Raw genomic sequence first — 16,671 nt, 5'->3', positions numbered from 1 at the left:
CTCAATCCGTCCCGCGTCTGCGCTGCACCCCGCGGAACGCGACGGCGGCCGCGGCGACACCCGCGAGCACCAGCCCGACGACCGCCTGGACGGTGCCGGGACCATGGCCGTCCACCTGCGCGTCGTCGGCGGCGGCGAGCGGGACGAGGGGGGCGGCGCCACCGCCGCCGGCCTGCACCGGGGCGACGGGAGAGGCGGGCGCCGACGGCCGGTACGGCTCCGCCGACCCGACGCCCGAGACCTCCGAGGGCTCCGAGGCCTCCGAAGACTCGCCGGACTCCGGGGCGACGACCTCGACACGGCCCTTCACCTTGAAGTCGACGCAGGTGATCCGCACGTCGTAGGTGCCCGCCCCGATCGAGGACCGGACCCGGGTGTCGCCGACGAGCGTGCCGCCCGCTCCGGCGAGCTGCGCGTCCGCGACGAAGGCGGCCGAGGCCGCGGTGGCCGTTCTGCCGCCGCAGCCGACGACCTTCAGGGTGACCTCGGCGCCGGGTGCGGGCGTGGACGGCGTGATCGAGACGCTGCCGCCTTTGTCCCCGGCGCTTTCGCCCGAGGCGTACGCCGTCGGGACCAGCACCGCGGCGACGGCCGCGACCCCCGCACAGAGAGTGATTTTCAGTGAACCCATCGTGAACCTCCAGCTACAGGGAGACTCCCCCGCCGGGACCCGGCACGCATCCCCAGGCGGGACATCACTGCTCCGTACGAGTGGCTCACGCCCTGTTACGGGTTTCAGATCCGGTCGACGAGATCCGCGATCGAGTCCACGATCTCCGACGGGCGGTACGGGAAGTTCTCGACCTGCTCGGGCCGGGTCAGACCGGTGAGCACCAGGAACGTCCGCATGCCGGCCTCCATGCCCGCGAGGACGTCGGTGTCCATGCGGTCGCCGATCATCGCGCTGCTCTCGGAGTGCGCGCCGATGGCGTTCAGCCCCGTGCGCATCATCAGCGGGTTCGGCTTGCCCGCGAAGTACGGGTTCTTGCCGGTCGCCTTGGTGATCAGCGCGGCGACGGCTCCGGTGGCCGGGAGCGCGCCCTCGGCCGAGGGGCCGGTCTCGTCCGGGTTGGTGCAGATGAAACGGGCGCCGTCGTTGATGAGCCGGACGGCCTTCGTCATCGCCTCGAACGAGTAGGTGCGGGTCTCCCCTAGGACGACGTAGTCGGGCTCGTGGTCGGTGAGGATGTAGCCGATGTCGTGCAGCGCCGTGGTCAGACCGGCCTCGCCGATGACGTACGCCGTGCCCTCGGGCCGCTGGTCGTCCAGGAACTGGGCGGTGGCCATGGCCGAGGTCCAGATGTTCTCGATCGGCACGTCCAGGCCCATGCGCCGCAGCCGGGCGTGCAGGTCGCGCGGGGTGTAGATCGAGTTGTTGGTCAGGACCAGGAACGGCTTGCCCGAATCACGGAGCTTTTTCAGGAAGGCGTCGGCGCCGGGGATCGGCACGCCCTCGTGGATGAGCACACCGTCCATGTCGGTGAGCCACGACTCGATGGGCTTGCGGTCTGCCATGTCCCGGATCTCCCTGCCGTACGCGAACGCGAGTACGCGGTGGCCGCGCCTGTACGCGGTACTGCGCCCGCACGCGGTTGCTGCGTGCGCCCCAGCCTAAGCACAGGCCCGATCTTGAGGGAACGGCCGGTGGCGAGGCGTCCACCGGCTGGGACGCGGCCGCGGTTCAACGACGTCGCCGGGCCAGTCGACGAGCCAGCAGCAGGACCGTCCCGGCGGCGAGGAGACAGGCGGTCGCGCCGACCAGCACCACGGGCGAGCTGAGGCCGGTGCGGGCGAGTTCCTCGGCCTCGTCGGCGAGGGAGAGCCGGCCGGTGCCCGGGGCGGAGGCGTCCGGGGCGGGAGTGGCGGCGGTGGCGGTGGGCCGCGCGGTGGCGGTGGCCGCGCGGGTGGGATCCGGGGTGGGGGCGGCCGGGTCGAGACCGGGCGCGGTGGCGGAGTCGGGATCGGGGTCCGGAGCGGTGCCCGGACCGGGGCCGGCCTCGACGGTGAAGCGGTAGTCGTTCGACTGCCCGATCCAGTCGCCGTCGTCACCGTGCCGCTGGACGACCGCCGCGTTCGCGGTGACGGTGTCGGGCGCGGTGTCCGAGGTGAGGGCGAGGCGCAGCTTGACGGTGAGGGTCCGGCCCGGGCCCACGCTGAAGCCGGGGAACCCCTCGGCGCCGTCGGTCTGCCCCTCGGCCTGCCCGCCGTCCTTTTGGGCCTCCTCCTCGGCCTCTCCGGAGGTGGGCCCTTCGGCGGTGGGCCCTTCGGTGAAGGCTCCGACCAGTTCGTCGTCGTCGGTGGGTTCGAAGCGCACCGGGTGCGGTTGCCCGTCGGCGTAGAACTCCAGGTGCGCCTGGGAGGGCTTCAGGGTGCGTCCGGTGTCGACCAGGACGACGACCGGGTGAACCCCGTTGCAGGTGAGGCGGGTGGTGTTGGTGAGGTCGAGATACCAGACGCCGTAACCGCCGCCGGCGCGGTAGGAGTCCGGGCCCCCGTGCAGCCGGGTGGTGAGGGGGAAGTCCGCGCCGTCGGGAACGGCGCAGCTCGGGCCGGCTGCCGCGTGCGCAGGCGCGGGGAGGAGGGCGGCGGCCACGGCGAGGCAGAGGGAGACAGGCGGGCACAGTCGCATGAACACGTGAGCCTGCCCGAGAGACCGGTCCGCCCGGGAACGGCACACCGCACGACCGTACGCATCCCCTCGTTCGGCGGAGCCGCCCGGCGACTCGTTCAGCCGTCTCCCCGGCTCGTTCAGCCGTCGCCCCGGCTCGTTCAGCCGTCGCCCCGGCCGAAGACCGGGGCCAGCAGCAATTGGGCCGCGCCCTCCGCCACGCCCCGGGGGCCGCCGGGGGCGAGGCGTACCGGTACGGCGCCCTCGCGTGAGCCCTCGCGGCGCGCGTGGGCGTCGAGGACGGCGGCGACTCCCCGGACGAACGGCTCCGGCGTGGCCGCGATCGTGCGGCCGCCCAGCAGCACGGCGTCGATGTCGAGCAGGCCCGCCAGGTTCGCCGCGCCCTCGCCGAGCACCCGCGCCGCCTCGGCCAGGTCGCCCCGGCCGATGGCCGCGAGGCACAGCGCCTCGACGCAGCCCCGGTTGCCGCAGGGGCAGGGCGGCCCGTCCAGCTGGATGACCTGGTGTCCGAACTCCCCCGCGCCGGTGCGGGCCCCCCGGTGCACGGTCCCGCCGATCACCAGCCCGGCGCCGAGTCCCGTGCCGAGGTGCAGGCAGGCGAAGGAGCCGTGTTCGCCGCCGACCGCGAGGCCGAGCGCGGCGGCGTTGGTGTCCTTGTCGACGACCACCGGCGCCCCGAGCCGCGCCGCCAGCACGTCCCGCAGCGGAAACCCGTCCCACTCGGGGAAGCCGGTGACCCGGTGCAGCACCCCGCGGGCGTGATCGAGGGGCCCGGGAAGCACCACCCCGACGCCGAGCACCGTCGACGCGACACCACCGGCGAGGACCCGCGTCACCTCGTCCACCACCGCGCCCAGGACCGCCTCGGCCCCCGCGCCGAGGGACAGCGGGACGCACCGCTCGCCCACCACGCGTCCGTCGAGGTCGGCCAGGACCACCCGCAGCTCGTCCCGGTCGAGGTGGACGCCGACGGCGTGCCCGGCCTCGGGGACCAGGCGCAGGACCGTGCGCGGCTTGCCGCCGGTCGACGCGCGGTGGCCGGCCTCCGCCGCGAGCCCCTCCTCCCGCAGCCGAGCGGTGATCTTGCTGACCGCCTGCGGGGTGAGACCGGTGCGTTCGGCGAGTTCCAGCCGGCTGATGCCCTCCGGGCCCGCGGTGCGCAGCAGGTCGAGCACGAGCGCGGTGTTGTGGCTGCGCAGGGCGAGCAGGTTCACACCCGCCGTACGACCCGTCGTGGAGTCCGTCGTACGCGCGGCCGCGGGGCCCGTCGTGCGCGGTGTCGTGCGGCCCGGCGCGGGGTCCGGGCGGGCTTCGCCGTTCGTCCTTTTCACCCCGCCATTGTCTCCCGCGCTTGCACTTTGGCAACAGCGTTGCCAAAGTGGTCGGCATGACTGGACGCACAACCGGCGAGACCGACACCGGCATCCGCACCCGCACCGACCCGGCCGCCCCTCCGCTCCGCGTGGGCCTGATCGGCTACGGCCTCGCGGGCTCCGTGTTCCACGCCCCGCTGATCGCCGCGACCGAGGGCCTCGTCCTCGACACGGTGGTCACCTCGAACCCCGAGCGGCAGGAGCAGGCCCGCGCCGAGTTCCCGGACGTACGCGTCGTCGCCGGCCCCGACGAGCTGCTCGCCCGGGCCGACGCACTGGACCTGGTCGTCATCGCGTCCCCGAACAAGACGCACGTCCCGCTCGCGACCGCCGCGCTGAAGGCCGGCCTGGCGGTCGTCGTCGACAAGCCGGTCGCCGGCACCGCGGCCGAGGCGCGCCGGCTGGCCGCCCTCGCCGAGGAGCGCGGCCTGCTGCTCTCCGTCTTCCAGAACCGCCGCTGGGACAACGACTTCCTGACCCTCCGCAAGCTGCTCGCCGAGGGCGAACTCGGCGACGTGTGGCGCTTCGAGTCCCGCTTCGAGCGGTGGCGGCCGCTGCCGAAGGGGGGCTGGCGGGAGTCCGGCGACCCCACAGAGATCGGAGGTCTCCTCTACGACCTCGGCAGTCACCTCGTCGACCAGGCGCTGGTCCTGTTCGGCCCGGTGGTCTCGGTCTACGCCGAGGCGGACGTCCGCCGGCCGGGCGCGGAGACCGACGACGACACCTTCATCGCGCTCACGCACGCGAACGGCGTCCGCTCCCACCTCTACGCCTCCGCGACAACGTCCCAGCTCGGCCCGCGCTTCCGGGTGCTGGGCTCGAAGGCGGGCTACGTGAAGTACGGCCTGGACCCGCAGGAGGCGGCCCTGCGGGACGGCGAGCGGCCCGACGGCACCCCCGGCTGGGGCACCGAGCCCGCGGAGCTGTGGGGCCGGGTCGGCGCCGGGGAGTCCCCGCTGACCGGCGGCGGACGACCCGAACGGACCCTCCCCGGCGACTACCCGGCCTACTACGCTGCGGTGGCCAGGGCACTGATCGACGGCGGCCCCAACCCGGTGACCGCCGCCGAGGCGGCCGCCGCCCTGGACGTACTGGAGGCGGCCCGCCGTTCGGCACGAGACAAGGTGGCGGTGACGCTGTGATGGGAACCCACCAGATGACCCCGAAGTTCACCCCGGAGATCACCCCGACGCTGGAGGAGCTCCAGGCGCAGGAACGCCGGCTGGTCTTCCGTCAGTTCACGAACGACGACGCCTGGGAGCTCGGCTCGCTGCTGGTGGAACTGGCCCGCGAGCGCCAGGCCCCGGTCGCCGTCGACATCCACCGGGCCGGCCAGCAGCTCTTCCACGCCGCCCTGCCCGGTTCGACGCCCGACAACGACGCCTGGATCGCCCGCAAGCGCCGGGTGGTGGAGCGCTTCGGCGCCTCCTCCTACCTGGTGGGCTCGCGCTTCCGCGCCAAGGGCACGACCTTCGAGGACTCCTCCCGCCTCGACCCCGACGCGTACGCGGCCCACGGCGGCTCCTTCCCCGTCCACGTGGAGGGGGTCGGCATCGTCGGCGCCGTGACGGTGTCGGGGCTGCCCCAGCTGGAGGACCACCGGTTCGTGGTGGAGGCGCTGGAACAGTTCCTGGAGAAGTACCTGGGCTGAACGCGACCGCGGGGCGCGGGGAACCGCGCGGCCGGCCACGGACCGGCCCGCGGCCGCCGGCCGGTCCCGGCTCCCGGTTCCCCGCCCCCGGAGCGCTCACGCGTCCTTGAACTCCTGGCGCTGACGTCCCAGCCCGGCGATCTCCAGCTCCACCACGTCCCCGGCCCGCAGGTACGGCTTGGGCTCCGGCTCGCCCAGCGCGACCCCGGCGGGCGTCCCGGTGTTGATGACGTCCCCCGGGTACAGGGTCATGAACTGGCTGACGTACCGGACGACCTCCCCCACCGGGAAGATCTGCTCGGCCGTGGTCCCGTCCTGCTTCAGCTCCCCGTTGACCCAGAGTTTCAGGGAGAGGTCCTGCGGGTCGGCGATCTCGTCGGCCGTCACCAGCCAGGGGCCCAGCGGGTTGAACGTCTCGCAGTTCTTCCCCTTGTCCCAGGTCCCGCCGCGCTCGATCTGGAACTCGCGCTCCGACACGTCGTGCGCGACGGCGTACCCCGCCACGTGCGCGAGCCCGTCCCGCGCCGACTCCAGATAGCGGGCCGTGCGCCCGATGACCACCGCCAGCTCCACCTCCCAGTCGGTCTTGAGGGACCGGCGGGGCACGAGGACGGTGTCATGGGGCCCCACGACCGTGTCCGCCGCCTTGAAGAAGACGACGGGCTCGGCGGGCGGCTCGGCCCCGGTCTCCCGGGCGTGGTCGTGGTAGTTCAGCCCGATGCACACGATCTTGCCGATCCGGGCCAGCGGCGGCCCGATCCGCAGCCCGGCCGCGTCCAGCACCGGCAGCTCCCCGGACCCGGCGGCCTCCCGGACCCGCCCGAGCGCCTCCTCGTCCGCGAGCAGCGCCCCGTCGATGTCCGGGACGATCCCCGAGAGGTCCCGCAGGGTCCCCTCGGGGTCGAGCAGCGCGGGCCGCTCCGATCCCGCCGTACCGACTCGCAGCAGCTTCATGGTCCGTCTCTCCCTCGATCGCGGGGCAGTCCTCCGACGGGTGCAGCCATCGGAGGACTGGTCGATCCTCCAAGCTCGCGATTCGGTCCGCAAGCCCCCGTTCACGTACTGGACCGTCACCCGTGCGGCCGGCTCACCCGCGCGCACGGCCGCCGGGCCCCCCAGGGCCCTCACCTGTACAGGACCGCCCGCTCCAGCGCGCTCCAGGTCGTGCTCGTGATCACGTACAGCGCGGCGGCCAGCGGTACGACGGCCACGGTGACCAGCGTGAAGAAGGACAGGAACGGCATCACCTTGGTGATCGCGCCCACCCCGGGCACCTCCTCGGCGCCGCCGACCTGCGGCAGCGGCACCCGCTTCGCGCGCACGAAGTTGAAGGAGGCGACGGCCGCGGCGACGGCGAACAGCCCGAGATAGACCAGCCCGGCCGCGCCGAACATTCCGCCGCCGGCCAGCGCGTCCGCCCAGTGGTCGCCGAGGGTCGCGGCGAACAGCCGGTGCCCGAGCAGGGCGTTGTCCTCGCCGCCGATCGAGGAGCTGGAGAAGAGGTGGTAGAGCAGGAAGAAGGCCGGGATCTGGCAGAGGCCGGGCAGCAGTCCCGACAGCGGCGACACCTTCTCCTCGGCGTGCAGTTCCAGCACCGCCCGCTGCAGCCGCTCGGGGTTCCCGGCATGCTTCCCGCGCAGTTCGGCGATCCTCGGCTGCAACGCCGTACGGGCCTTCTGGCCGCGGGCCGCCGCGCGGGACAAGGGGTGCACGAGGAGTCGTACGAGTGCGGTGAACAGGACGATCGCGGCGGCCGCGGCGGTGGCGCCGAACAGGGGGTGGAGCAGGTCGGCGAGCCGCTCGACCAGGCTGGCGAAAACGGACATGGGTGGGGAGCCCTCCGGGGGTCTCGTCGTGCCGGGAAACGGGATGGCGGCATGACGACCCGCGCGGGTCACCCACGTGATGGCGGAGAGCGGCCCTACGCGACGGTCGTCGGGAGGGCGTGGCCGGGCGCGCGGGGGCGGGGACGGCCGGAGGCGTCGGGGTCGCGTTGCGGCAGGAAGGCCGTACGGCGGGCCCGGTCCCTGATCGCCGTACGCACCCGGGTGGGCGGTACGGCGGGGGCGCTGCGCGCGGCGACGAGTGCGCAGACGGCCAGCGCGGAGCCGGCCGCCGCGGTCGCGGCGAGCGCCACGGCGGCGGAGAGGCTGCCGGCGTCGAGGAGCGCCACGTCGAGGAGGAGGAGGAACAGCACGAGAGCGGGACGCGGGACGAACCGGCTGCGGATCACGCTCGTCTCCCCCCTCTCTTCTCTCCGGGACGCTGATCTCTGTACGTCCGCTGTCGGTTATACCTGACCGGCCTCGATCGGCTCCAGCAGCCTCTTCGGCTTCAGCAGCGCCCGGCTGACCGGATCCGCCGGGTCGGGGTCGAGTCCCGGCCCCGGCACCATGAGGACGTCCGGGACCGGCACGACAGTTCCGCAGGCGGGACATTCGCCGTACGGGCCGAGTTCGGTGCCGCAGTCCGCGTGCCGGAAGATCCGCAGCTTGGCCTCGCCGAAGTGCTCGCGGCCCCAGAGGCCGAGCGAGCGCAGGGTCGGCCACAGGGCGATGGCGCGGTCGGTGACGACGTACTCGTCGCGCGGCGGGGACTCCTGGTAGCGGCGCTTCTCGAGGATGCCCTCGGCGGTCAGCGCCTGGAGGCGGGCGGCCAGGACGGCGCGCGGGATGCCGAGGTGGACGAGGAAGTCGTTGTACCGGCGGACGCCGTAGAGCGCGTCGCGCACGACGAGGAGCGTCCAGCGTTCGCCGACGACCTCCAGCGCCCGAGCGATCGAGCACTCCTGTGCCGCGTAGTCCTTGCCGAGTGCCATGACGCCCACTGTAGCCATTCACCCGGGGTGGGTTCAATGACCGAACCTATGGTGCTAGCGTGCGGAGACATGAGTAGGTTCACTGAACGAACTGATGAGCGCACCGCACCGGTCCCCGTCGGCACGGCCCCCGTCGGCACGGAGCCGGTGGCACCGGTCGCGGCGCCCGTCCGCGCCCGCGCCACCCTCGCCGTGACCAGCGCGGCCACCGCTCTCGCCCTGATGACGTACACCGCGCCGGCGGTCACGCTCGTGGACACCGCCGCCGCCCTGCACACCGCGCCCTCCGCCCAGGCCTGGCTGCTCAACGGCACCCCGCTCGGCCTGGCGGCCGCGCTGCTGGTCGCCGGCAGCCTGGCCGACGACCACGGCCGCAGGCGGCTCTTCGTGTCGGGCACCCTGGCCCTCGCCCTCACCACCCTGCTCGGCGCCCTGGCGACGACGACCTGGCAGTTCACCCTGGCCCGGGTCGCGCAGGGCGCGGCCAGCGCGGCACTGCTGGCGAGCAGTCTGGGCCTGCTGGTGCACGCGTTCCCCACCCCGCGCGGCCGACTGCACGCCACCGGGGTGTGGGGCGCGTTCGTCAGCGCGGGCATCGCCGCGAGCCCGGTGCTCAGCGGCGCGCTGCCCGGCTGGCGCCTGGTCTACGTCCTGCTCGGCGGCGCGACCCTGCTCGTCGCCGCCGTCGCGCCCCGCGTGCTGACGGAGTCCCGCTCACCGCGCGGCGGCCGCCCCGACCTGCCCGGCGCTGCGGCCTTCGGCGCGGCGACCGTCGCCCTGATCGCGGCCCTGACCCTGGGCCGGGACGGCTGGCTGCGGGCGCCGGTGGGACTGCTGCTCCTGGCGTCGGTGGCCCTGCTGGCGCTCTTCGTGGTCGTCGAACGCCGGGTGGCCACCCCGATGATCGACCTCTCCCTGCTCCGCGACCCGGCCTTCCTGGCCTCCTCCACCGGCGGCCTGATGACCGGCCTCGCGGTGATCGGCCTGTTCAGCTTCCTGCCGACGGTGCTCCAGAAGTCGCTGGGCATGACCCCGATGGCCACCGCCTGGCTGTTCCTGCTCTGGTCCGGCCTGTCCTTCGTGGTCGCCCTCCAGGCCCGCCGACTGGCCGGCCGCGTCCCGACCCGGGTCCAGCTGGCCCTCGGGTTCGCCCTGCACGCGGCGGGTGTCCTGGCCCTGCTCGGCGCGGTGGACGCGGGCTCCTGGCACCGGATGCTCCCGGGTCTCGTCGTCGCCGGCATCGGCAGCGGCCTGCTGAACGCGGCGCTGCCCCTGCTCGCGGTGGAGTCGGTGCCGGCGGCACGCGCCGCGATGGGCTCGGGCGCGCAGCAGACACTGCGCTACGTCGGCTCGTGCGCCGGAGTAGCCCTGACGATCGCCATCGCCACCGGCACGGGCGGCGGGCTCGCCCAGGGGACGGACGTGGCGATGACGGTGTCCGCGGGACTGGCGATCCTCGGCGCCGTGGGCGTACTGGGCGCGCTGAGCTTGTCCCGAGCGGCGTCCGCGGCGAGGAACTCGGCCCCGTCGGGGACCCGGGGACGGAGCTGACCGGACCGGCGGGAGAGACCGAGGCGGCGGGAGAGACCGGCTCCCGGCGGGAGAGAACGAGACAGCGGGAGAGACCGGACCGGCGGGAGAGACCGGCTCCCGGCGGGACTCGCCCCTCCTCGGCGGGACTGACCATCCCGCGGCCGAGGAGAGCGCCCCCGGCGGGCTCTTGTATCAACCGATTGACACAAGATCCGACTCCCGGGCATCTTGTACTCACCAGTTGATACAAGAACTCACCGGGGGACCCGACATGCTGGACACCGTTCCACCTGAGCGACTGCTCGCCCGCGCCGACCTCTGCGCCCGCTGGGCCGGGCTGACCCTGGGGTTCGTCGTCGCACAGCAACTGGTGGTGCGGGACAGCGACGACGGCGCCATGACGTTCCTCAGCGCGGTCACGGCGTTCGGACTGTGCGCGGTCGGCGGTGTGCTGCTCGGCGACTCGCTCACCCCCGCCCCTCTCGAAGCGGTCCGCACCGCCAGCCTCGCCCCGCGCCGGGTCCGCGACCACGTACCGCCCCGGATGGCCCCGCTGCTGCTCTTCCAGACGGCGTGCCTCGTCGTCCTCCTGACGATCGGCGCGGCCGCGGCCTCTCCCGACGGCATGGGCCGGGCCGGCCGGGCCGTCACCGTGACGTGCCGGGGCGTGACCAGACCCCTCGCTCCCTGGCCCGGCATCCACTACGCCACCCCGATCCTCGCCTCCCTCACCCTCGGAACCGCCGCCTGCGTGTGGGCCCTGCGCCGCATCGCCCACCGCCCGGGCGAGAACCAGCGGCGCCACGACCGCTCCTGGGCGATCACCGCGGCCTGGGGACTGCTGGTCTCCAGCCAGCTGCTGCTCGTCCTCGGCATGATCGGCAGGGTGCTGTCCCGCACGACCTGCGCCGGCATGCTGGGCAACATCACCGCCCTGGTGATCTACCCCCTGGGCCTGCTCAGCCTGTTCAGCCTGGGCTGGTGCCTGTTCACCATCGTGATCCCCAGGGCCGTCGGCGATGAGTGAACCCGCGGTCCGCGTCGACACCACGAGCCAGGTGCCACCGTTCGAGCAGATCCGCGCCCAGCTCGCCGCCCTGATCGTCACCGGCCGGCTGACGGAGGGCGAACGCCTGCCGACCGTGCGCCAGCTGGCCTCCGACCTGGGTCTGGCGCCGGGAACCGTGGCCCGCGCCTACCGCGAGCTGGAGGCCGCCGAGCTGATCCGCACCCGTCGGGGCGCGGGCACCCGGGTGGCGGCGCCCCCGTCCGAGCCCGCCCGTCCCGACCCGGACCAACTCGCCACCCTGGCGCGTGACTTCACCGCCTCCGCCCGCGCCATCGGCGCCGACACCGAGGCCGTCCTGACCGCCGTCCGAGAGGCCCTGGAGGAGGGATCGTAGACGGGGACCGACCGGCTCGGCGGATGGACGGACCGCGCCGCCGCGGGCCGGGAGCGCGAGGCGGAGCGCAACCGCCGCCCCCGCCGGATCGCTCTACATGACCATGCGCAAGACGACCCCGCACGGAGCGGACCGGGCCGGCACGCACGAAGCGAGCGAGGACGCGGGCAGCACGGACACGGCGACCGCACCCGGAACGACGACGAACGCGACGGCCGCCCAGGGGGAGGCCACCCGCGGAAGGGCCGCGCACGGAAGGGCCGCGCACGGAAGGGGCACGCTCGGAAGGGGCACGCTCGGAAGACGCGCCGCCCTCGGAGGGGCGGCGACCGCGACGGACGGGTACGGGATCAGGAGCCGCGCGGAGACCTTCGCCCGGCAGCCGGCCGGCTTCGCCCGGCAGTTGCCATGTTTCGCGCGGCAGTTGCTGTGCTTCGCCTGGCTCCAGGCGCGCTGCTGCGCGTTCGCGGTCGCGCTGCTCGGCGGCATGGCGGTCTCGACCCTGCTCCCCTCCCTGCCGGTGGCCCGCTACGACCTGCTGCTCGTCTACGGCGTCCTGCTCACCGCCGTCGGCTTCCTGCTCGGCTGGGAGACCCGCCGGGAGGTCGCGGTCGTCGCCGTCTGCCATGTGCTCGGGCTCGCCTTCGAGATCGTCAAGGTGCGGGTGGGATCGTGGAGTTACCCCGAACCCGGACTGGCCAAGATCGCCGGGGTGCCGCTCTACGGAGGCTTCATGTACGCGGCCGTCGGCAGTTACGTCTGCCGGGCCTGGCGGCTGCTCGACCTGGACCTCACCGGCTACCGCTCCCGCGCCACCGCCGTCCCGGCCGTCGGCCTGTACGTCAATTTCCTGAGCCATCACTGGCTGCCGGACCTGCGTCTGCCCCTCGGCGCCCTGCTGCTGGCCGCGACCACCGGGACCCGGGTGCACTTCACGGTCGTCGAACGCCGGCACCGGATGCCCCTCGCCCTGGCCTTCGCGCTGATCGGCTTCTTCCTCTGGCTGGCGGAGAACATCGCCACCTACCTCGGGGCCTGGCGATACCCGTACCAGCTCCACGGCTGGGAGCCCGTCTCCGTGTCCAAGTGGGTCTCCTGGGCCCTGCTGATCAGCGTCACCTTCGTCATCTGCGGGACCGGACGCGGGCGCGGCGGCGCGACGTGCGCGCTACCCCCGGGACCGAACGCCGACCAGCCTGCCCCAGACGACCAGCCGGTACCGGGAGGTGTACTCGGGCGTGCAGGTGGTGAGGGTGAGGTAGCGGCCGGGGGCGTCGTAGCCGTAGGCGGGCTGGGTGAGGGAACGCGGCACGGGCCGGATGACGCCCGAGTCACGCGGTGAGGTCTGCGGCAGGATCTTGTCGACGAGGTAGGTGTAGGTCGCGTTCCGGGTCTCCACCTCCACCGTGTCGCCCTTCCTGAGCCGGTTGAGATACCGGAACGGCTCGCCGTGGGTGTTCCGGTGCCCGGCGACCGCGAAGTTGCCCTGCCGACCCGGCTGTTCGGTCCCGGCGTAGTGACCGACGTACCCCTTGTTCAGCACGTTCTGCTTGCTGGTGCCCTCGGCGACGGGGACCCGGAGATCGAGCCGCGGGACGCGGAGCACGGCGTAGGCCTGGGAGGCGCGCGGCTTCACGGACGACGACTCGGTCCCGCCCTGCCCGGTCCCGTCCTGCCCGGTCCCGTCCTGCCCGGTCCCTCCGCCGGACGCCGAGGGCGCTCCCCCGCCCCGGGTGGCGGAGCCGCTCCCGGGTTCGCCGTCACCGGCGTCGGCGGGGTCACCGGTTCCCGTGCCGGCCCCCCACTCCCGCTCCAGCGCCTCCACCCGCCGCTCGGCGCCGTCCTTCGCCTCCCGGTTGGTCCACCACAGCTGATGCGCGACGAGCAGCAGCACCAACACGCCTGCGGTGACGAGCACTTCGGCGCCGCCCCAGAGCGTCCGCCGCCAACGGGCGCGCCGCCGCCGGGTGCTGTGCTGCACGAGGGGGATCCGCTGCCCGAGGAATCTCCGCTGCACGAGGGGAATCCGCACGCGGGCACGATAAGGGGCGGGAGCCGAGGTCTCCAGACCGCTGAGCCGGTTCGCCCCCGCGAACCCTTCCCCGTCCTTTCTCCACAGGTTTGAGAAAGGGCTGTCAGAACTCTCGACAACACCACGGGCCACACCCGATGCTTCGTGACGCACCGACCTGCTGATGCACCGCCGTACTGATGCACCGCCGTACTGATGCACTGACCCTCTGACGCACTGACGCACCGCAACACCGCCGGCGGTCCCGCGCTGCCGCACCCGCCGGACCGCCACCGTGCCGGACCACCGTGCTGCGGGGCCGCCGGGCCGCGGGACCACCGAACACCCGGCACGCATGCGGCAGGCACCACGCACGGACGCACGGAGCACCACGCACGGACGCACACATGCACGGACGCAGGGACGCAGGGACGCAGGGACGCAGGGACGCAGGGACGCACGCACGGGTGCACTGCCGACGCACGCTCACCCGTGCGCCGACGCACCCGACGACGCACCCGACGACGCCGGCTGGGACGACCGGCGGTCGATCGCTGTCACGAAGCGGAGAAGTCATGATCCGACGCAGGACACTGCTGACGGCCACGGGCGGCGCGCTCTTCGGAGGCGCGCTCGCCACGGGCACCGCCCACGCCGACGCGACGATTTCCGTCAACCCGTCGACGACGTACGGAACCTGGGAGGGCTGGGGCACCTCCCTCGCCTGGTGGGCGAACGTCTTCGGCGCCCGGGACGACTTCGCCGACATCTTCTTCACGACCAAGTCGGTGTCCTACAACGGCAAGACCCTCCCCGGTCTCGGCCTCACCATCGCCCGCTACAACCTGGGCGCCTGCAGCTGGAACACGGTCAGCGGGGCGAGCATGGTGGCCTCCGCCAACATCCCCGCGTTCAAGCAGATCGAGGGCTACTGGCAGGACTGGAACAACGAGGACCCCACCTCCTCGGCCTGGGACTGGACGGCGGACGCGACCCAGCGCGCGATGCTCCAGAAGGCGGTGTCGCGCGGCGCGACGACCGAGCTCTTCGCCAACTCCCCGATGTGGTGGATGTGTTCCAACCACAACCCCTCCGGTGCCTCGGGCGGCGGCAACAACCTCCAGACGTGGAACTACCGCCAGCACGCCTCCCACCTGGCGGCCGTCGCGCTGTACGCGAAGTCGAACTGGGGCGTGAACTTCGCGACGGTCGACCCGTTCAACGAGCCGTCGTCGTCCTGGTGGACGGCGACCGGCACGCAGGAGGGCTGCCACATGGACGCGGCCGTCCAGTCGGCCGTACTGCCCTACATGCGCAGCGAGCTGGACAAGCGCGGCCTGGCCGCGACGAAGATCTCGGCGTCGGACGAGACGAGCTACGACCTCGCCCGCACCACGTGGAACTCCTTCTCGTCGACGACGAAGGGCTACGTGAACCGGGTCAACGTGCACGGCTACCAGGGCTCGGGCGGCCGCCGCGACCTGCTCTACACCGACGTGGTGACGACGGCCGGCAAGGCGTTGTGGAACTCGGAGACGGGCGACAACGACGGCACCGGCCTGTCCATGGCGAGCAACCTGCTCTACGACTTCCGCTGGCTGCACCCGACGGCATGGGTGTACTGGCAGGTCATGGACCCGTCGACGAACTGGGCGATGATCGCGTACGACGCGAGCACCCTGGCGGCGGGCGCGGTCACGACGAAGTACTACGTGATGGCCCAGTTCAGCCGGCACATCCGCCCCGGCATGACGATCCTCGACACGGGCGTGAGCTACGCGGCGGCGGCGATCGACAAGACGGCGAAGCGGCTGGTCATCGTGGCCGCGAACACCTCCGCCTCGGCCCAGACCCTGACCTTCGACCTCTCCCGCTTCACGACGGTCACGGGAGGCTCGTCGGGCCTGGTCCCCCGCTGGAACACCGTGACGAGCGGGTCGGGCGACCTCTACACGGCCCGCTCGGACACCTACCTGAGCGGCAAGACGATCAGCGTGCCGTTCGCGGCGGGCGCGGTGCAGACCCTTCAGGTGGACGGGGTGACGATCTAGGGAGCGCGAGCCGGGGGTCGGCCCCTGGCCTGCAGCTATCTCCTTTTTGTCATCGGCGGGCAGTACGGTGTCGTGCATGCGCCCCGACACGCCTGCCGAGAACGTCGACCACACCGCCGAAGCGGCACGCCTGGAGCGGACCGCCGGCCTGTATCCCGAGGACGCGGAAGCCCTGCTGCTGCAGGCCGCGGCCCACCTGGAACTGGCCGGCGACCGTCCCGCCGCGACGACCTTGTACGACCGTCTCCTGTCCTCCTCGGAGGGTCCGGACAACCTGGACGCCCCCCACCTGATCCGGGCCCTGAAGGCCGCCAACCTGTGGGAGTACGGCCACGAGGCCGAGGCCCGGGCCATCATCGACGGCATCCGGGCCGCGGCCCCCCGCGACCCGGCCCCCTGGGTGATCGTCGCGGAGTCGCTGGAGGCCCACGACGAGCTGGAGGCGGCGCAGAAGACGTTCACGGAGGGGGCGACCCTGCTCCTGGCGGACGTGCCGGAGCCCCCGCACGCCGCCCACCCGCTGCTCTTCGGCCGCCACCGGGTCCGCCGGATGCTGGGCGCGGCGCACGACGAGTGGGATCTGCTGGCGGACACCCTCCACTCGCTGCCCGTCTCCCTGGACGAGCTCCACGACCCCAAACGCGTCTGGTCCCTGGGCTCGGACAACCCGGCGGAACTGGAGGCGGAGATCTCCCGCCTGCGCGCCGAGCTGGGCGCCTTCCGAGAGGAGCTGTCCCGCCCGTTCCCGGTCGCCGTCCTGCACTGGCCGGCGGGCGAGCTGGCGGAGCTGGTCGCCGCGTACCCGTCGCTGTCCGCGGAGTACCCCTCCCACGAGGAGCACCTGGCGGGCATAGAGGCCTCCCTGACCGAACTCTCCGCCTCGGGCACGGCCAACCTCGGCATCGTCACCGGCACGGTCCCGTCCTACGAGGCCTTCGCGGCCTCGGAGGCCACCTCCCCGGCCGACACCGACCTCCTCCCCCAGTACGCGACGACACTGGCGGCCCGAGGCCGCGCGGTGAGCTGGCCACCGGAACGGGGGGCGGCTTGCTGGTGCGGGTCGGGGAGCCCGTACTCGGCGTGCCACGGAAACTCGGAGGGCTGAAGGTCCCTTGTAACCGGCGGTACCGCCGGACTCACCGCCGTGATGGAATCGACATTCACAGCCATAGTCCATCGGCTCGGCCGACTCGGGCCGGGCG

General features: G+C 73.3%; 16 protein-coding genes and 1 pseudogene. 8 read left to right on the top strand and 9 right to left on the bottom strand.

The features are described 5' to 3' along the window. Nucleotide 1: 1 nt before the first annotated feature. The 4 genes from J2X68_RS26470 to J2X68_RS26455 all read right to left on the bottom strand — a co-directional run bounded on the left by J2X68_RS26470 (nt 2) and on the right by J2X68_RS26455 (nt 3,843). Nucleotides 2-631: a hypothetical protein gene (locus tag J2X68_RS26470; RefSeq protein WP_310435070.1), complete on the bottom strand. Its 630-nt coding sequence runs from the start codon at nt 629-631 to the stop codon at nt 2-4. 104 nt (nt 632-735) lie between these two features. After that, complete coding sequence (locus tag J2X68_RS26465) at nt 736-1,515, bottom strand: HAD-IIA family hydrolase (RefSeq protein ID WP_310435069.1); 780 nt, start codon at nt 1,513-1,515, stop codon at nt 736-738. A 166-nt stretch (nt 1,516-1,681) separates the two neighbouring features. Then, the gene (locus tag J2X68_RS26460; protein WP_310435157.1) at nt 1,682-2,629 is read right to left on the bottom strand and encodes a hypothetical protein; all 948 of its coding nucleotides are present in this window, start codon (nt 2,627-2,629) and stop codon (nt 1,682-1,684) included. 140 nt (nt 2,630-2,769) lie between these two features. Next, nucleotides 2,770-3,843, bottom strand: a complete 1,074-nt coding sequence (locus tag J2X68_RS26455) for an ROK family transcriptional regulator (protein WP_310435156.1) — start codon at nt 3,841-3,843, stop codon at nt 2,770-2,772. Nucleotides 3,844-4,016: 173 nt separating this feature from the next. Between J2X68_RS26455 and J2X68_RS26450 the strand changes: the two genes are divergently transcribed. Beyond that, nucleotides 4,017-5,144 (top strand): Gfo/Idh/MocA family oxidoreductase, encoded by a 1,128-nt coding sequence (locus J2X68_RS26450; protein ID WP_310435068.1) that lies wholly within the window; start codon nt 4,017-4,019, stop codon nt 5,142-5,144. Then, a complete protein-coding gene (locus J2X68_RS26445; protein ID WP_310435067.1) occupies nt 5,144-5,653 on the top strand; it encodes a heme-degrading domain-containing protein in 510 nt (169 codons plus the stop codon). Before J2X68_RS26450 ends, J2X68_RS26445 begins: the two co-directional genes overlap by 1 nt. Before the next feature lie 96 nt (nt 5,654-5,749). Here the strand turns inward: J2X68_RS26445 and J2X68_RS26440 are convergent, their stop codons facing one another. The 4 genes from J2X68_RS26440 to J2X68_RS26425 form a co-directional block, all read right to left on the bottom strand. Next, nucleotides 5,750-6,607 (bottom strand): fumarylacetoacetate hydrolase family protein, encoded by an 858-nt coding sequence (locus J2X68_RS26440; protein WP_310435066.1) that lies wholly within the window; start codon nt 6,605-6,607, stop codon nt 5,750-5,752. 170 nt (nt 6,608-6,777) lie between these two features. Further along, nucleotides 6,778-7,479: a membrane protein insertase YidC gene (locus tag J2X68_RS26435; protein ID WP_310435065.1), complete on the bottom strand. Its 702-nt coding sequence runs from the start codon at nt 7,477-7,479 to the stop codon at nt 6,778-6,780. A gap of 95 nt (nt 7,480-7,574) precedes the next feature. Then, nucleotides 7,575-7,886 (bottom strand): DUF6412 domain-containing protein, encoded by a 312-nt coding sequence (locus J2X68_RS26430; protein WP_310435064.1) that lies wholly within the window; start codon nt 7,884-7,886, stop codon nt 7,575-7,577. 57 nt (nt 7,887-7,943) lie between these two features. Then, nucleotides 7,944-8,471 carry a helix-turn-helix domain-containing protein gene (locus J2X68_RS26425; RefSeq protein ID WP_310435063.1) on the bottom strand — a complete coding sequence of 176 codons (528 nt, stop codon included), beginning with the start codon at nt 8,469-8,471 and terminating at the stop codon, nt 7,944-7,946. A 69-nt stretch (nt 8,472-8,540) separates the two neighbouring features. Between J2X68_RS26425 and J2X68_RS26420 the strand changes: the two genes are divergently transcribed. The 4 genes and pseudogenes from J2X68_RS26420 to J2X68_RS26405 form a co-directional block, all read left to right on the top strand. Continuing rightward, nucleotides 8,541-10,022, top strand: a complete 1,482-nt coding sequence (locus J2X68_RS26420; RefSeq protein ID WP_310435062.1) for an MFS transporter — start codon at nt 8,541-8,543, stop codon at nt 10,020-10,022. A gap of 253 nt (nt 10,023-10,275) precedes the next feature. After that, a complete protein-coding gene (locus J2X68_RS26415; protein ID WP_310435061.1) occupies nt 10,276-11,031 on the top strand; it encodes a hypothetical protein in 756 nt (251 codons plus the stop codon). After that, on the top strand, nt 11,024-11,407 hold the full coding sequence (locus tag J2X68_RS26410; protein WP_310435060.1) for a GntR family transcriptional regulator: 384 nt from the start codon (nt 11,024-11,026) through the stop codon (nt 11,405-11,407). Before J2X68_RS26415 ends, J2X68_RS26410 begins: the two co-directional genes overlap by 8 nt. A gap of 403 nt (nt 11,408-11,810) precedes the next feature. Further along, nucleotides 11,811-12,551: pseudogene (locus J2X68_RS26405) on the top strand (DUF817 domain-containing protein); the annotation flags it as partial. A 24-nt stretch (nt 12,552-12,575) separates the two neighbouring features. Here J2X68_RS26405 and J2X68_RS26400 read toward each other — a convergent pair. Beyond that, on the bottom strand, nt 12,576-13,439 hold the full coding sequence (locus tag J2X68_RS26400; RefSeq protein ID WP_310435059.1) for a class E sortase: 864 nt from the start codon (nt 13,437-13,439) through the stop codon (nt 12,576-12,578). A 554-nt stretch (nt 13,440-13,993) separates the two neighbouring features. Here J2X68_RS26400 and J2X68_RS26395 point away from each other — a divergent pair. Continuing rightward, nucleotides 13,994-15,469 (top strand): beta-1,6-galactanase, encoded by a 1,476-nt coding sequence (locus J2X68_RS26395; protein ID WP_310435058.1) that lies wholly within the window; start codon nt 13,994-13,996, stop codon nt 15,467-15,469. A 76-nt stretch (nt 15,470-15,545) separates the two neighbouring features. After that, the gene (locus J2X68_RS26390; RefSeq protein WP_310435057.1) at nt 15,546-16,574 is read left to right on the top strand and encodes an SEC-C domain-containing protein; all 1,029 of its coding nucleotides are present in this window, start codon (nt 15,546-15,548) and stop codon (nt 16,572-16,574) included. Nucleotides 16,575-16,671: the final 97 nt, after the last annotated feature.

The organism is Streptomyces sp. 3330, from assembly GCF_031456635.1.
Classification (GTDB): domain Bacteria; phylum Actinomycetota; class Actinomycetes; order Streptomycetales; family Streptomycetaceae; genus Streptomyces.
Note: the sequence above shows the minus strand (reverse complement) of the source record. Positions and strands in the feature narration are given on the sequence as shown.

Coding starts and splice junctions, on each gene's coding strand:
- J2X68_RS26470 (WP_310435070.1), bottom strand. CDS start 631: ATGGGTTCACTGAAAATCACTCTCTGTGCGGGGGTCGCGGCCGTCGCC.
- J2X68_RS26465 (WP_310435069.1), bottom strand. CDS start 1,515: ATGGCAGACCGCAAGCCCATCGAGTCGTGGCTCACCGACATGGACGGT.
- J2X68_RS26460 (WP_310435157.1), bottom strand. CDS start 2,629: ATGCGACTGTGCCCGCCTGTCTCCCTCTGCCTCGCCGTGGCCGCCGCC.
- J2X68_RS26450 (WP_310435068.1), top strand. CDS start 4,017: ATGACTGGACGCACAACCGGCGAGACCGACACCGGCATCCGCACCCGC.
- J2X68_RS26445 (WP_310435067.1), top strand. CDS start 5,144: ATGGGAACCCACCAGATGACCCCGAAGTTCACCCCGGAGATCACCCCG.
- J2X68_RS26440 (WP_310435066.1), bottom strand. CDS start 6,607: ATGAAGCTGCTGCGAGTCGGTACGGCGGGATCGGAGCGGCCCGCGCTG.
- J2X68_RS26435 (WP_310435065.1), bottom strand. CDS start 7,479: ATGTCCGTTTTCGCCAGCCTGGTCGAGCGGCTCGCCGACCTGCTCCAC.
- J2X68_RS26425 (WP_310435063.1), bottom strand. CDS start 8,471: ATGGCACTCGGCAAGGACTACGCGGCACAGGAGTGCTCGATCGCTCGG.
- J2X68_RS26420 (WP_310435062.1), top strand. CDS start 8,541: ATGAGTAGGTTCACTGAACGAACTGATGAGCGCACCGCACCGGTCCCC.
- J2X68_RS26415 (WP_310435061.1), top strand. CDS start 10,276: ATGCTGGACACCGTTCCACCTGAGCGACTGCTCGCCCGCGCCGACCTC.
- J2X68_RS26410 (WP_310435060.1), top strand. CDS start 11,024: ATGAGTGAACCCGCGGTCCGCGTCGACACCACGAGCCAGGTGCCACCG.
- J2X68_RS26395 (WP_310435058.1), top strand. CDS start 13,994: ATGATCCGACGCAGGACACTGCTGACGGCCACGGGCGGCGCGCTCTTC.
- J2X68_RS26390 (WP_310435057.1), top strand. CDS start 15,546: ATGCGCCCCGACACGCCTGCCGAGAACGTCGACCACACCGCCGAAGCG.